15 protein-coding genes and 1 pseudogene are annotated in these 13,010 nt (G+C 67.4%); 8 read left to right on the top strand and 8 right to left on the bottom strand.

What is annotated here, in order from left to right:
- Positions 1 to 30: 30 nt before the first annotated feature.
- Together J4O73_RS22550 and J4O73_RS22545 are read right to left on the bottom strand one after the other, a co-directional pair.
- Entirely contained in the window at positions 31 to 333 is a 303-nt protein-coding gene (locus tag J4O73_RS22550; RefSeq protein WP_426221049.1) for a hypothetical protein, read from the bottom strand.
- A 396-nt stretch (positions 334 to 729) separates the two neighbouring features.
- Positions 730 to 1,407: an HAD family hydrolase gene (locus J4O73_RS22545; protein WP_426221048.1), complete on the bottom strand. Its 678-nt coding sequence runs from the start codon at positions 1,405 to 1,407 to the stop codon at positions 730 to 732.
- Between the two features lie 183 nt (positions 1,408 to 1,590).
- Between J4O73_RS22545 and J4O73_RS22540 the strand changes: the two genes are divergently transcribed.
- On the top strand, positions 1,591 to 1,911 hold the full coding sequence (locus tag J4O73_RS22540) for a PetM family of cytochrome b6f complex subunit 7 (RefSeq protein ID WP_426221142.1): 321 nt from the start codon (positions 1,591 to 1,593) through the stop codon (positions 1,909 to 1,911).
- Between the two features lie 27 nt (positions 1,912 to 1,938).
- Here J4O73_RS22540 and J4O73_RS22535 read toward each other — a convergent pair.
- Positions 1,939 to 2,421, bottom strand: a pseudogene (locus tag J4O73_RS22535) (PAS domain-containing protein); the annotation flags it as partial.
- Between the two features lie 154 nt (positions 2,422 to 2,575).
- On the opposite strand from J4O73_RS22535, the gene msrA reads away from it, so the two are divergent.
- A complete protein-coding gene (msrA, locus tag J4O73_RS22530; protein ID WP_426221046.1) occupies positions 2,576 to 3,232 on the top strand; it encodes a peptide-methionine (S)-S-oxide reductase MsrA in 657 nt (218 codons plus the stop codon).
- Positions 3,233 to 3,474: 242 nt separating this feature from the next.
- Here msrA and J4O73_RS22525 read toward each other — a convergent pair whose 3' ends face one another.
- Positions 3,475 to 3,882: a PaaI family thioesterase gene (locus J4O73_RS22525; RefSeq protein WP_426221044.1), complete on the bottom strand. Its 408-nt coding sequence runs from the start codon at positions 3,880 to 3,882 to the stop codon at positions 3,475 to 3,477.
- Positions 3,883 to 4,209: 327 nt separating this feature from the next.
- Here J4O73_RS22525 and J4O73_RS22520 point away from each other — a divergent pair, with 327 nt between their 5' ends.
- The 3 genes from J4O73_RS22520 to J4O73_RS22510 all read left to right on the top strand — a co-directional run bounded on the left by J4O73_RS22520 (position 4,210) and on the right by J4O73_RS22510 (position 6,618).
- Positions 4,210 to 4,722 (top strand): MucR family transcriptional regulator, encoded by a 513-nt coding sequence (locus J4O73_RS22520; protein ID WP_378966843.1) that lies wholly within the window; start codon positions 4,210 to 4,212, stop codon positions 4,720 to 4,722.
- A gap of 232 nt (positions 4,723 to 4,954) precedes the next feature.
- On the top strand, positions 4,955 to 5,419 hold the full coding sequence (locus tag J4O73_RS22515; RefSeq protein ID WP_426221042.1) for a GNAT family N-acetyltransferase: 465 nt from the start codon (positions 4,955 to 4,957) through the stop codon (positions 5,417 to 5,419).
- A 104-nt stretch (positions 5,420 to 5,523) separates the two neighbouring features.
- Positions 5,524 to 6,618: a hypothetical protein gene (locus J4O73_RS22510; RefSeq protein ID WP_426221040.1), complete on the top strand. Its 1,095-nt coding sequence runs from the start codon at positions 5,524 to 5,526 to the stop codon at positions 6,616 to 6,618.
- A 15-nt stretch (positions 6,619 to 6,633) separates the two neighbouring features.
- Here the strand turns inward: J4O73_RS22510 and J4O73_RS22505 are convergent, their stop codons facing one another.
- Positions 6,634 to 6,945, bottom strand: a complete 312-nt coding sequence (locus J4O73_RS22505) for a hypothetical protein (RefSeq protein ID WP_426221141.1) — start codon at positions 6,943 to 6,945, stop codon at positions 6,634 to 6,636.
- Positions 6,946 to 7,203: 258 nt separating this feature from the next.
- On the opposite strand from J4O73_RS22505, the gene J4O73_RS22500 reads away from it, so the two are divergent.
- Genes J4O73_RS22500 through J4O73_RS22490 form a run of 3 tightly spaced genes read left to right on the top strand, consistent with a single transcriptional unit; the run spans position 7,204 to position 10,148 of the window.
- Positions 7,204 to 9,105 carry an ATP-binding protein gene (locus J4O73_RS22500; RefSeq protein ID WP_426221038.1) on the top strand — a complete coding sequence of 634 codons (1,902 nt, stop codon included), beginning with the start codon at positions 7,204 to 7,206 and terminating at the stop codon, positions 9,103 to 9,105.
- Between the two features lie 22 nt (positions 9,106 to 9,127).
- The gene (locus J4O73_RS22495; RefSeq protein WP_426221036.1) at positions 9,128 to 9,790 is read left to right on the top strand and encodes a peptidoglycan-binding domain-containing protein; all 663 of its coding nucleotides are present in this window, start codon (positions 9,128 to 9,130) and stop codon (positions 9,788 to 9,790) included.
- Between the two features lie 10 nt (positions 9,791 to 9,800).
- Complete coding sequence (locus tag J4O73_RS22490; RefSeq protein WP_426221034.1) at positions 9,801 to 10,148, top strand: DUF1491 family protein; 348 nt, start codon at positions 9,801 to 9,803, stop codon at positions 10,146 to 10,148.
- A 3-nt stretch (positions 10,149 to 10,151) separates the two neighbouring features.
- Here J4O73_RS22490 and J4O73_RS22485 read toward each other — a convergent pair whose 3' ends face one another.
- From J4O73_RS22485 to dgcN, 3 genes are all read right to left on the bottom strand, one after another.
- Complete coding sequence (locus tag J4O73_RS22485) at positions 10,152 to 10,763, bottom strand: outer membrane protein (RefSeq protein WP_426221033.1); 612 nt, start codon at positions 10,761 to 10,763, stop codon at positions 10,152 to 10,154.
- Between the two features lie 187 nt (positions 10,764 to 10,950).
- A complete protein-coding gene (gene dgcA, locus J4O73_RS22480) occupies positions 10,951 to 11,934 on the bottom strand; it encodes an N-acetyl-D-Glu racemase DgcA (protein WP_426221031.1) in 984 nt (327 codons plus the stop codon).
- A gap of 1 nt (position 11,935) precedes the next feature.
- A complete protein-coding gene (gene dgcN, locus J4O73_RS22475) occupies positions 11,936 to 12,949 on the bottom strand; it encodes an N-acetyltransferase DgcN (RefSeq protein ID WP_426221029.1) in 1,014 nt (337 codons plus the stop codon).
- Positions 12,950 to 13,010: the final 61 nt, after the last annotated feature.

Below are 13,010 nucleotides of genomic sequence, written 5' to 3'. Positions count from 1 at the left end.
GACCAACGGCGTTGCCGGTCTCTCCGACCGTCACACCGCGAAAGCGCGCTGCGCCTTGCGGGCGCCGGGCCGCGCGATCTCTCTGACCGCACGGGCCGCTTGCTCCGGGCTGCGGAACAGCATGCCGTCCAAGCCATCGTAATCGCGTGAGGCTGAGAAGAACCGCACGCCGCGATCTTCCGGTACGGCGATGCCTGCCGTGACTTCTCCGACTTCGATCACCCGCGCAAGAGCGGGGGCCTCCGTCTCGAAGGGCAGGGGCGGCGGGTCGCCGGAGGGAAGGGGAGTGTCTGCGTGTTTCACGGGCGTGACGAGCGAGAGGAATGTGGGCATCGGACAAGCGACTCCCTGGGCCGGCGCAAAAGCCGTGCCTGATTGCAGTGACGGGCCGGTGACTTCCGAAACGATCGGAGAAAAACGGCTAGCGTCGACAGGATGCGTGGGAGTGGGACGGGGGCCGATGCGTAACGAGCATTGCAGTCACGATGTCCTCCAGACCGAAGGACCGCGAGGCTCGGAAGGGCGCTCGCAGTGCTTTAGCGTTTGGTGACGCGGCGCAAGCGACGCTTATCTCAAATCACCGCGGCCAGCCGTTTCAGGCCGGCACACAGAAGATGCGCCCGGCGGCGCCAGACGTCAACAGAATAGTCTTCCCTCTTTGTGCTCGGCTTGAGTGGAACGATGACAATGAGGAAGGTTTGGCTAGCAACGCATTCTAAGAATGCATCTCTAACTTGTGATGATTTTAGAGAGGTTCGAATAATCGGAGAAGATCGACGCCGCACCGGCGCGAGAGAGGTCGGCGCCAGCCGGGTCGTGGCCCCAATGGCCGCCGCCGGTGAAGCCGACGACGCGCATCCCTGCCGCGACCGCCGCCGTCACGCCGGGCACGCTGTCCTCGATGACGAGGCAGGAAGCAGGTTCGGCGCCCATCTGCGCGGCGGCGAACAGGAACAGGTCCGGAAAGGGCTTGCCTCGCGCGACCTGCGCCGAGGAGAACACGTTGCCAGAGAAGAGCGAGAGCAATCCCGTGAGGGTCAGTGAGTGCCGCAGCCGCACCGGATCGCTGCTCGATGCCACGCAAACGGGCAGGTCCAGCGCCTGGACCGCCTCCGCAACGCCTCGCATCGCCTGCAACTCTCGGTCGAAGGTCGCGAGCGTCTCCGCCTTGACCTCGTCCACGAAGCCCTCCGGGGCGGTGATGCCGTAATCGCGCTCGATATGGCCCATGATCGAGACCATGGATGTGCCCGCGAACCGGTTGCGCACCGTATCGAGGTCGATGTCGACGCCGATCCGGTTGAGCCCGGCGGTGAGGCAGGCGAGGCTCAGGGGCTCGCTGTCGACCAGAACGCCATCGCAATCGAAGATGACCAGGGACGGTATCGTCTGCTCGTTCCCGCTCATCGTCCCCCCATGCCGGAGGTCCGTCCCCCGCGGCGGGGCTGTGGCACGGGGCAGGTCGCCAAGCAACCGAGCGTTGGGCCGAGCCAAGGGTTGGACCGAAGCGAGGGGCAAGCGCTTGCACCGGCAGGCCGCAGACCGTAGGCCGTGTGCCGCGCCGCCCCGGCGCGGCTCGATGACCCGGTGATGCTCCGTTTCCTCGCCCGCCTGCTCGGTCTCGTGTTCATGGCCGGCGGCTTCGTCGCCCTGGTCTATGACGGCGCCCGCTCCATCGCGAATAACGGCCTACGGGTCACATCTGTGTCGGACGTGATCGCGGCTTTGTTCAAGGACAAGGCCGGGGCGCTGCAGACGGGTGTGGAGGGCGTGGCGCCGTGGCTGTGGCACGTGCTCGGCCTGCCGCTGACCCTCGCTCCCGCGTCGCTGATCGCACTCGTGCTCGGCGCGGTCCTGATGTGGCTCGGCCAGCCCGGCCGCGAACCGATCGGATTCCTCACGCGGCCCTGACGGTGCGGGTCAGAGGTCCCGGACCTTCGCTTCGGCATCGGCGAGCCTGGCCTTGAGGTCGTCGATTTCGGCCTGCATCCGGTGATGCTCCGAGACATCGAGCTGTGAGGCGAAGAAATAGACGACCTTTCCGTTCTCGTCGCGCACGGGGCCGACGAACAGGGCGTTTTGGAAGGTCGAGCCATCCTTGCGATAGTTCAGGATGTCGATCCTGATATCCCTCTCGTCGCGGATCGCCGCGCGGACACGATCGACAGCAGCGGAGTCCGTGTCCGGGCCCTGTAGGAAACGGCAATTCCGTCCTGTGACCTCAAGGCGGGTATAGCCTGTGAGCTTGAGGAAGGCGTCGTTCGCGAACACGATCGGGTTATCGAATTGCCGGGGATCGGTCACGATCATCGGCATCCGCGTCGCCCGTACGGCAGCAGCGAACGGATCGCCGAGGTTGGCTTCGGCATCCAGGCTCCCGCTGAGATGGCTGGTGGCGTGGTCCGTTTCCACCTGTCTCATCCCCCGCGCCGTCGTGCAAAAATTCAACTATAACTTGCACGCCGCGTTCCCAATGTAACCGGGCTTTCTGCTGCGGCGAAGAGAGGCCGTCGCTTTCGAAGCGAGGTCTTCATACCCATATTGGGCTCAGTTCTCAGAATCCGAGGGGCGAGCGATGTTCCTTTTTCGCAAGAAGGCCGAGATGCCGAACGCGGCCGATGCCTTGCCGGGCCGTTCGACACCATTGCCCACTGCCGAGCGACATTACGTCAACGGTCATCCCCTGAAGGGCCCGTACCCTGAGGGCACCGAAACGATCGTGCTCGGCCTCGGCTGTTTCTGGGGCGCGGAGCGGCGCTTCTGGCAATTGCCGCAGGGCGTGTTCGTGACGGCGGTGGGCTATGCCGCCGGGTATACGCCGAACCCGACCTATGAAGAGGTCTGCACCGGCCGCACCGGACATAACGAAGTGGTTCTCGTGGCCTTCGATCCGGCGGCGCTACCGCTGGAGGCACTGCTGCGCATCTTCTTCGAAAGCCACAACCCGACCCAAGGGATGCGACAGGGCAACGATGTCGGCACGCAGTACCGCTCGGGCATCTACACCACCGGGCCGGAGCAGGCGAAGGTCGCCGAGGCCGTGCGCTCGGCCTATGCCGGGGCGCTGCGCGAACAGGGCTATCCGGATGTGACCACCGAAATCGTGCCCCTCGACACGTTCTACTTCGCCGAGGAGTATCACCAGCAATACTTGGCCAAGAATCCCGGTGGTTATTGCGGCCTCGGCGGCACGGGTGTCACCTGTCCCGTGGGCGTCGGCGTTCCGGCCTAGACCATTCAGACGAAGGAGATAGCGCTTCGTCGCAAGGATGTGCATCACAACAATGAGATAGAGCCATCTTCGACCGCGTTGGCTCACGGGCCTCCGTCTTTGCGAGCGTGAGCGAAGCAATCCAGGGCAGCGGGACGCTTCAGAACGGTGCGCCTCCCTGGATCGCTTCGCTCCGCTCGCAAAGTCGGCTGGGAAGTCATCGACGGGGGCGGCTCAACCCGGTGGGATCCGGCCTAGACCATTCAGACGGTCGCCTTCTGAGTCACCGTCTTCAAGAGACCCGTTGCCGTCGCCACCGGGACGCCGTCCGCGTCCCGGATGGTCGCTTCGCAGAACATCACGGAGCGCCCGCCGCGTGTCACCCGGCCTTCCGCCTCCAACGTGCCCCGGCCTGGGTTGAGAAAGCGCGTTTGCATATCGAGAGTCACGACAGAGTGACCCGCCGCGAGGCGCGCGGCCGTCCCCATGGCGACATCGAGCAGCGTACAGATGATCCCGCCGTGAGCGATGCCGAGATTGTTGGCGTGCTCGGGACGCAGTGTAAGCCGAAGCTTCGTGCATCCATCCGTGACCGCCACGGCCTCGATTCCGCAGTGCCGCACAAATGGAATCTGCGCTCCGAAAATGGAGCCGGTGTCCCTCTCGGTCATCCCTTCAGCCCTTCCGCCCGATTGGTACACGCCACGGTTGTACAGTGCAGCCATACCAGTGAGGGCAAGTTTAACCCGTTCAAACGTGCTTCAGGAACAATCACTCTGCTCCTCGGCAAAAGGCGTTCGTGCCGGCGAACGAATGCGCTAGCTCGTCACAGGTTGCTTCGAGCGTGAAAATCCGTGTCGGATGTCGGGGATCTGTGCCTTTCAGAATAATCGTGACAGATTTCTCTGGGACTGACGAAAATTCTGTTCTCATGTCTCTTGATTTTGCCACGCAAACGTTAGAACCGTCGCTGAAGCCCCAAGGAGAGGGAATCAACGATGGATGATACGGTAGCAGTCCCCCACGAGAGCTTGATCGAGCAAGCATCGGACATCGTGTCCGCTTATGTCTCGAATAATTCGGTCCCAGTCGGGGAGCTGCCTGCGCTTCTTGCCGGTGTCCACGAGGCCCTGCTGAAACTGGCGTCCCCGGCGCCGGCCGCGCCGGAAGTGGCCGACAAGCCGACGTCTGCCCAGGTTCGTAAGTCAATCACGCCTGATGCGCTGATTTCGTTCATCGACGGCAAGCCGTACAAGACCCTCAAGCGCCACCTGTCGCGCAACGGCCTGACCATCGAGCAGTACCGTGAGCGTTACGGCCTGCCGCGCGATTATCCTTCGACGGCTGCCAGCTATTCGGCACAGCGTTCGGAGCTCGCCCGCAGCCTCGGCCTCGGCCAGCAGCGCCGGAAGTCTTCCGCCAGCGAGGCGCCTGCCGCGCAGGAAGAGGAAGCGCCTGCCGAGAAGCCGAAGCGCGCTCCCCGCGCCCGTAAGACGAAAGAGACGGCCTGAGGCCATCGACCGGGCTTCCCTCTGGGAAGCACCGGGGGCCTCGGCCGAATTTGGGTATGGGGCATCGTGCCCCTCTCCAATGGGCTGAGATCAACGAAAAAAAGGTGCCGCCCTGGCTGGGGTAGGCACCTTTTGTCGTTGAAGGGCGCTTCGCCCGCCACGCCGTTACTGTGCTCGAAAAGATGAGGCAGTGCCCTTAATCAGTGACGGCGCCGTTCAGCGGAGAATGGGTTTGGGCCAACGTTACGGGTTGGAGATCCGCGCCGCGTCCGCCACCGACGCGCAGGGCATCGCTGCCCTGATGGCGGATCTCGGCCTTGGATCGGTCGAGCCCGGCCTCATGGCGGGGCGGCTCGATGCCCTGGTCCGTGCCGGGGGGAGTGCCCTCATCGCAGTGGAGTGGGGCCCGCCGAGTGGGCTCATCGCCCTTTCAATCGTGCATGACCTCACTGCGGCGCGCCCCGCCGGGTTCATCGCCACCCTCGCCGTGGCCCCCGATGCCCGCCGCCGCGGGATCGGTCGGCTTCTGGTGAAGGCGGTCTCGCGCTCGGCCCGGCTCGCCGGTTGCGACCGGCTCCTCCTGCCCCCTGGGGAGGCGGAGGCTGGCCTCGCCGATTTCGCCTCGGCCACGGGCTTCGTGCCGGAGGGCGGCCTGTTCGTCCGTCCGCTCCTGCGGCGGGGAGGGCGCGAGGAGTAGCCCGGTCCCAGGGTGGAGCAGGTTGGTAAGCATACGGCTTAAAGGTCGATTCACGCCGCTGGCTTAGGTTCGGCTAACGGTACTCGTGCGTAAACCGGTCCCTGATGCCTGCATCCGATGCGCTGCCGGACCTGTCCGGGATCCTCGATTTATCGAGGATCGAACAGCAAGATCTCAAGCCAGTCATCCTGCGTGTGCAGACGGACCTCTATCTGCGTGCGCAGCGCCGAGACCGGCGTGCCCGTGAAACCTTTGCGTCGCTTGCCTGCGGCCTGATCCCGATCGTCGACGACGAGACCGTGGCGGCCGTGTCCGAAAAGCTCCGCGATCATCCCGAGACACCCGCCGCCGTGCTGGCCGCCCTGGCCGCACGGGAGATGCGGCATGAGACGGGAGAGGCGGCGGAGGAGCCCTCTCTGCCCGCCATGCTCACGGCACGGCTCGCCGCGCTGCCGTCCCTCCGTCGTGAGGCGATCGAGGACCTGTCCAACGATGGGCGGCCCGAGGTCGATCTGGCCCTGGTGCTCAATCACGGCATCGTCTTGACGGGCGCGCCCCTGCACCGGCTCGTCGGCCGCGCGCGGCGGAGCGCCGACCTCGCCAAGGTCATCCTCGCCCGGCCGGATGTCGCGGCGGCGGATGTCGCGCCGCTCTATCTTCATGCCGACCCCACCATGCGGGAGGCCATCACCCGCGCCGTCGAGGCGACGGCGGGGCTGCGTCCCTGTCCGCCGGTCCCGCGCGGGCTCGGGGCGGCGCTCACCGCGCTTTCGACGGATCGGGACGTGCCCGCCTTCGTGACGACCCTGGCGGAATCCCTCGGACTGCCACCGGATTTCGTGACGGAGGCCGACGAGCCCGACGCCCGCTACGATCTCCTCACCCTCGCCATGCGCGCGGCCGGGCTGCATGAGGACGAGGCGGTCTACGTCTTCCTGACATTGAACCAGGGTGTCGCGCGCTCGGCCCAGCGGGTCTCGGCGCTGGTGGCCGTGTTCCGCTCCTTGAGCCGCGCAGCCGCGCGCGATCTGCTCTCCGCGCTGCTCGACGCCCCGATCACGCAGCGCATGCCCGATCTTCATCGGCCGTATCACGGCCCTGAGGCTTCGTTCCGGCATGGCGCCGAGCGCGCTATGCCGCAACGGGCTTCCCAGCCGGGCCAGGATCGCCTGACGGGTCGCGCAGACGGTAGCCGCTAAGCGCGCTGCGCGCTCTCAGGGGCGTTCCACGCCGCGCCAGGCCGGGCTTCGGTCCGTCTCGCTCAACGTATCGCGGGAGACCGGACTCTCCTCGAGCGCGCTCGCGCGGCGGCTCAACTCTGCGATCAGACCCTTGGCCAGCACGTCCTTCGCCACCCGCTCGCGGGTCTCGGTCGGGACCAGTGCGTTGACGGCGGGCGCCACGACCCTGGCCGAGGGGAGGGCCGTGAGCTTACGCGCCTCGGCCTCTGGATCCGCGCCCTGACGCAGCAGGGCGAGGTAGGACAAAGCTCCGACCACCAGGACAACACGCAGGACGAACAGCATCGGGCGCACCATCGTGAACGCGGCGCGCACGATTGACTCGGTTCGATGAAGCAGACGTCAACTCTTCGTTCCGTTCCGATGAAATGGTGAACGTAATCTTCGCCCGTTCCGGTTACCTCGTGGAAAGCATCTCTGGCAGTCGCGCCAGTCTCGCAACACTCGTTTAAGGGCGGTCTGAGACCTTCTGCCAGTCGTTCGAAGTCGAACAGGAGGCGTATCGGGTGTCTGACAAACACCACGGCGCCGCGCGTGTGAGTCTTGACCATTCGTAAAGTCCTGACCAGCCTGTTCGACGAGCGCCTCGCCGGTCTCGTTCATCGCTCAGCGACCGAGGATGCGGGCATGCGGCACCGCCACGAGCGGTTCCTCGTCTCCCGTCTCGCCACCGGTCTTGTGACCATGGCCGCGCTGCCGCCCTACCTGCTCTGGCGCGGTGTCCCCTCGGCCATCGAAGCCGCCGCCTTCGCGAGCCTGTTGCTCCCCGTGCTCGCGGCCGTGCTTCTGTCGCGGACCGGCTCCCTCTGGGTCGCCCATGGCGTATCCTCGGCGGGCCTGACCGGCCTCGTCGTCTGCCTTGCGATGCTGACGGGCGGCCCTGCCTCGCCCGCCGCCGTCTGGCTCGTGGTCATTCCGCTCGAGGCTCTGGTCTCCGGCTCCTGGCGCGCCACCGTGGCGGCGACGGTACTGGCCGCGCTCGGGGTCGCGGCCGTCCTCGCCGGAGCCCTCTGGCTCGGCACGGATCCGGTGATCGCGCTGCCGGTGAACATTGCTCTCCCGGTTTTTGCCCTGGCGGCTCTGGGCCATGTGGCTGCTCAAGCCCTCGAGCACCTTCGGAACGAAGGGGCGTGGCGCGAGCGTCTGCGCAGTAACGAGGCCCGCGATCGTCTTCTGCTCTCGGCCATCGACGATCTCGTGACCTGGCACGATTGCAACGGCCGGGTGATCGAGGCCTCGGCCTCCGCCATCAAGCTCGTCGGCGGCGAGGCGGCGAGCCTGCGCGGTCACGGTCTGCTGAAGCGTGTCCATGTCGCCGACCGACCGGCCTTCCTGAGCGCCCTCAGCGACGTGGCCGCCACCGGCCGCCCGGCGACGCTTGCCGTGCGCCTCCATGTCGACCGGGCCGCCGGGCGCGCCGACAAGGCGGAACTGATCCACGCCGAGATGCGCGCCCACCGCATCGCCGACGCAAGCGCGGCCGGGGGAATGACGGTTGTCGCGGTGACGCGCGACATGACCGAGCACCATCGCTACGCCCAGGAACTGGAGGCGGCCCGCGCGGCGGCCGAACTGGCCGACGCGGTGAAGGGGCGGTTCCTCGCCAACGTCACCCACGAGCTGCGCACGCCCCTCAATGCGATCATCGGCTTCTCCGAGGTCCTCTCGGGCGAAGGCGGCGTGAAGATTGGAGCGGCGCAATCGCAGGAATATGCCGGTGTCATCCAGCAATCCGGCCGTCACCTCCTCGATGTGGTGAACACGCTCCTCGACATGAGCCGGATTCAGAGCGGCAATTTCGACTACAAGCCCGACGCGATGGACGCGGCCGAGCTGGTCCTGTCCTGCTGCAACCTGATGAAGTTGAAGGCGGGCGAGGGTCAGGTGAGCCTGCTCGCCCATCCGGCGGGCCCGGAAGAGATCGTCGCCGATCCCCGCGCCTGCCGTCAGGTGATGATCAACCTCATCTCCAACGCCCTGAAGTACACGCCTGCGGGCGGTACCGTGTCGGTCAGCCTGCACCGGGAGGTCGATGGGCTCGCGATCACCGTCGCCGATACCGGCGTCGGCATCGCCGCCGAGGATCTGCCGCGCCTTGGCACGCCGTTCTTCCAGGCAGGCACGGCGGGCTATGCCCGCAGCCACGAGGGCACGGGCCTCGGCCTCTCGGTGGTGCAGGGTCTCGTCGGCCTGCATGGCGGCACGATCCGCATCGAGAGCGCACCCGGTCTCGGTACAATCGTGACGGTGACACTTCCTTATGCTGGTTGTGATCAGGATGCGCCCGGTGGTCCGGCGCCGATCTTCACCGCTGTGCGCGGTGCGGTTCAGCCTCGGCCCAAGATTGTGCGGCTTCCCCTCGGCCTCTTCGACCCCGAGCCGATCTCCGGCGCGGTGGCGGCGTCCGATCTGACCGCATCGGCGCCGTTCCGGCGGGCCGGCTGAGGGAGGCGTGGAAGGAGGATCGATGGCAGGCTATCGCGAGATCACCGTCGCGAGCGAGGGACGCGGCCGGAAACCGGCGCGATCCGTGGCCAAGTCCGTCCCCACCCTGCGGCAGGGCGGCTGGCGGGCCATGGCGAGTGCGCTGCTGCGCCATGGCTTGGCCGAGGGCAAGGTGATGTGCCGGGAGCGGCCGGGCACGGTGTTCGGCGGCGTCGTCGCCGTGGTGGCTGCCGGCTTCATCTGCATCAACGCCCTCGATTCCCAGAAGGGCCGCCATCCGGCGCCGATCCTGCCCCAGCTTCCCGCCAAGGTGGCCGCCAAGGCCCCCGCACCTCCGGCGCCGGTGGCCAAGGAGGCAGCCCGCGAGGTGCCTCAGCCGACCGCCAAGGTGGCCGCCGGAGACACGATCGGCGACATGATCCGTGCCGAGGACACCACCGCCTCGGTCAACCCTCGCCAGAAGGCCGCCGCGAAGGTCGATGCCCCCGCGCAGGAGACGGCCGTCACCCGCGCCCAGCGTGCCCTAACCAAGCTCGGCTACGGCCCGATCAAGGCCGACGGCGCCATGGGCCCCGCCACCAAGGCGGCGATCGAGAAGTTCGAGCGTGACCGCAAGCTGCCGGTGACCGGCGAGGCGACGGGCAAAACCCTCAAGGCTCTCGAAAGTGGAGCGGCCAAGGGCTAGAACCGGCCTCATGCCTCGCCTGCGTTCCGATTTCTGGGTCTCGGCCTATCTGCGCCGGTTGAACGATCTCGCCATTCCCGCGGTTCTGCGGCGTCGCGGCTCGGCCGAGGCGGGAGCGATCTTCGTGAAGGTCGACCGCCTCGACGGCACCGCCGATCTCTACGCCCCCGCGCCGCAATCGCTGATGGCCGACGCCGAGGATCTTGGGGAGCGCCGCTTCATCCCCCGCCTGACGGGCGTGATGCCCCTCGACGTCGAGGAGCGGCTGACCCGCGAAATGCGGTTCGATTCCGATCTCTGGATCGTGGAGATCGATGATCGCGAGGGACGCCACTTCCTCGATCTGGCAGCCGAGTGAGCCTCAGCGCAGGCGGTTGCCGATGACACCGGCCTCGACACCGAGGGTGAGACGGTCGGTCAGCGCCCATTCGACGCCGACGCGGGCATCCGGGCGGACGGCGATGTCGTCGCGGGTGAAGGGCTGCGACACGGCCGTCGGCCCGACGCGCAGGGTCTCGTGCACCGCCCAGGCGCCGACCTTGCCGTAGAGCAGCACGTTCGGCGTCAGCAGCGCGCCGACCTGCGCGTGAACTGCACCCGCGAGATCGCGCGAATAGGCGAGGCGGCCGAAACCGGGATTGAGAGAGCCGCCGGTCTGGATCAGCGTGTCGACGCCGCCGGAGATGCCGTAGACGAACCGCCCCTCCTGCCATAACCGGCCGCCCTCGAAGCCGAGAGTCGGGCCCGAATAGCCGCCGAAGCGTTTCGATGACACAGCTTCGAACCCGGTGGAGAGCCGGGCATAGGACCCCTCCCACCGGCTCAAGCCCTCGCTCCCGGGGTCGGGCCACGCGAAGGAGGGCAGGGGGCCGAAGCCGAATGAGAATGGCACGAACTGCGCCACCGCAGGCCCGCCGCCGCAGAGCAGGGCGAGGCCGACGACGAGAGGGCGGAAGGCGGCCGATCCGGTCATGGCCCTCAGGATACAGCACCCAGCTTGGCCGCAACAGAAGGCTGCGCTCACGGTGTCGAGAGAAGGGCGGTCTCGAGAGGCTTCTTCGACCAAGTTGGCTCACGTGCCTCCGTCTTTGCTTCGCTGCGCTCGCAAAGACGGCTGGGAGTCCATCGACGGGGGCGGCTCAACTCGGACGGATACGACTCTAACCCCACAGGCCTGCTTCGGGGGGGAACATCGTGCTGCCGTCGTAGCGGAGCGGCGGCTCGCGATCGCGGGCGAGCAGGAGCGGGCCGTCGAGATCGACGAAGGCGGCATGGTGCGTCAGCAGCGTGGCGGGCGCCATGCCGAGCGAGGTGCCGAGCATGCAGCCGACCATCACGGTCAGACCCCGCGCCCGCGCCTCGGAGGCCAGAAGCATCGCCTCGGTCAGGCCCCCGGTCTTGTCGAGCTTGATGTTGATCGCATCGTAGCGCCCGGCCAGGGCATCGAGCCCGCCGCGGTCGTGCAGGCTCTCGTCGGCGCAGACCGGCACCGGATGCGGGATCTCGGCCAGCATGCCATCCTCGCCTGCGGGCAGCGGCTGCTCGATCAGCGCCACTCCCGCCGTGAGGCAGGCAGCGAGGTTGGCCTCGACGTTGCCCGGACGCCATGCCTCGTTGGCATCGACGATCAGCTTCGCATCCGGCGCTCCGGCTCGGACGGCCGCGATGCGCTCCGGATCGCCGTCGCCGCCGAGCTTCACCTTGAGGAGCGGTCGTGCGGCCGCCTTGCGGGCCGCCTCGCCCATGCTCTCGGGGGTGCCGAGGCTCAACGTATAGGCCGTCGTCACCGGGCTCGGTGCGGGCAGGCCCAGGATGTCCCAGGCCCGACGGCCGGATTGCTTCGCCTCCAGGTCGAGGAGGGCGCAATCGAGAGCGTTGCGGGCCGCGCCCGCCGGCATCAGCCGCGCCAACGCCGCCCGGTCGAGACCCGAGGCGAGGGCGTCCGCCTGCGCCTCGATCAGCGTGGATACGCTCTCGACGCTTTCGCCGTAGCGCGGGTAGGGCACGCATTCGCCGAGACCTACATGGCCATTTTCCTCGATCCGGGCGACCACGACGGCGATCTCGGTGCGGCTCCCGCGCGAGATGGTGAAGGCCCCCGCGATGGGGAAGCGTTCGACCGTGAGGCTGAGTCGGCGGGCCATCTCAGGCCTCCGGGAAGTCGGCGACGATCCGGTCCACGAGGCTTTCGACGCCGAAGCGAACCGGATCCGTGGCGGGCAGGCCGTGCTCGGCAGCGAGGGTTTCGAGGAGCGTGCGCGCCTCGTCCTCGCCCAGCGCCTGCGTGTTCACGGCAATCCCCACGGGGCGGATCTCCGGGTTCGTCAGGCTGCCGAGTTGCACTGTCAGATCGATGACCTGCCGGATGGTCGGCAGCGGATGCGAAACGCCGCGCATCGTCGTCCGGGTCGGCTCGTGACACACGACGAAGGCATCGGCCTGAGCGCCGTGCAGAAGACCGAGGCTGACGCCCGCGAAGGACGGGTGATAGAGCGAGCCCTGGCCCTCGATGAGGTCCCAATGGTTTGGGGCGGCCTCGGGCGAGATCGTCTCGACGGCGCCGGAGATGAAATCCGCCACCACGGCGTCGATGGCGACGCCCCGGCCCGAGATAAACACGCCGGTCTGCCCGGTCGCGCGGAAATCGGCATCGAGGCCGCGCTCGCGCATACCCTTCTCAAGGGCCAGCACGGTGTACTTCTTCCCCACCGAGCAATCCGTGCCGACGGTGAGAAGCCGCCGCCCGGCCCGGCGCGTGCCCTTGCCCGTGGGGAAGGTCTCGCTGCTGTGGCGGACGTCGTGGAGGCGGCTGCCCCGCTTCTCCGCGGCCTCGGCGATGGCGGGCACGGCACCAAGACGGACGTGCAGGCCGCTCGCCACGTCGAAACCGGCCTCGATGGCGGTAACGATCTCCTTCACCCAGTGGTCGGGCAGGACGCCACCGGCATTGACCACGCCGACCACCAGGGTGCGGCAGCCCTTGGCCAGGGCCTCCGCCAGGGTGAGATCGGGGATGCCGAGATCGGCCTTGCAGCCGGGAAGGCGCATCTGGCCGATGCACCATTCCGGCCGCCAATCCTTGATGCCGTAGGCGGTCTTGGCCGCCAGCGCATCGGGCACGTCGCCCAGGAACATCAGGTAGGGCGTGGCGATCTGCATGGGACGGACCTCTCGCTTCGTTCCGTCTATGCGGGATCGTGACGTGATCTCGCAAGGCGTT

The sequence above is a fragment of the Methylobacterium sp. NFXW15 genome, from assembly GCF_049887755.1.
Classification (GTDB): domain Bacteria; phylum Pseudomonadota; class Alphaproteobacteria; order Rhizobiales; family Beijerinckiaceae; genus Methylobacterium.
The sequence above is the reverse complement of the archived record's forward strand: the minus strand, read 5'-3'. Positions and strand labels throughout refer to the sequence as shown.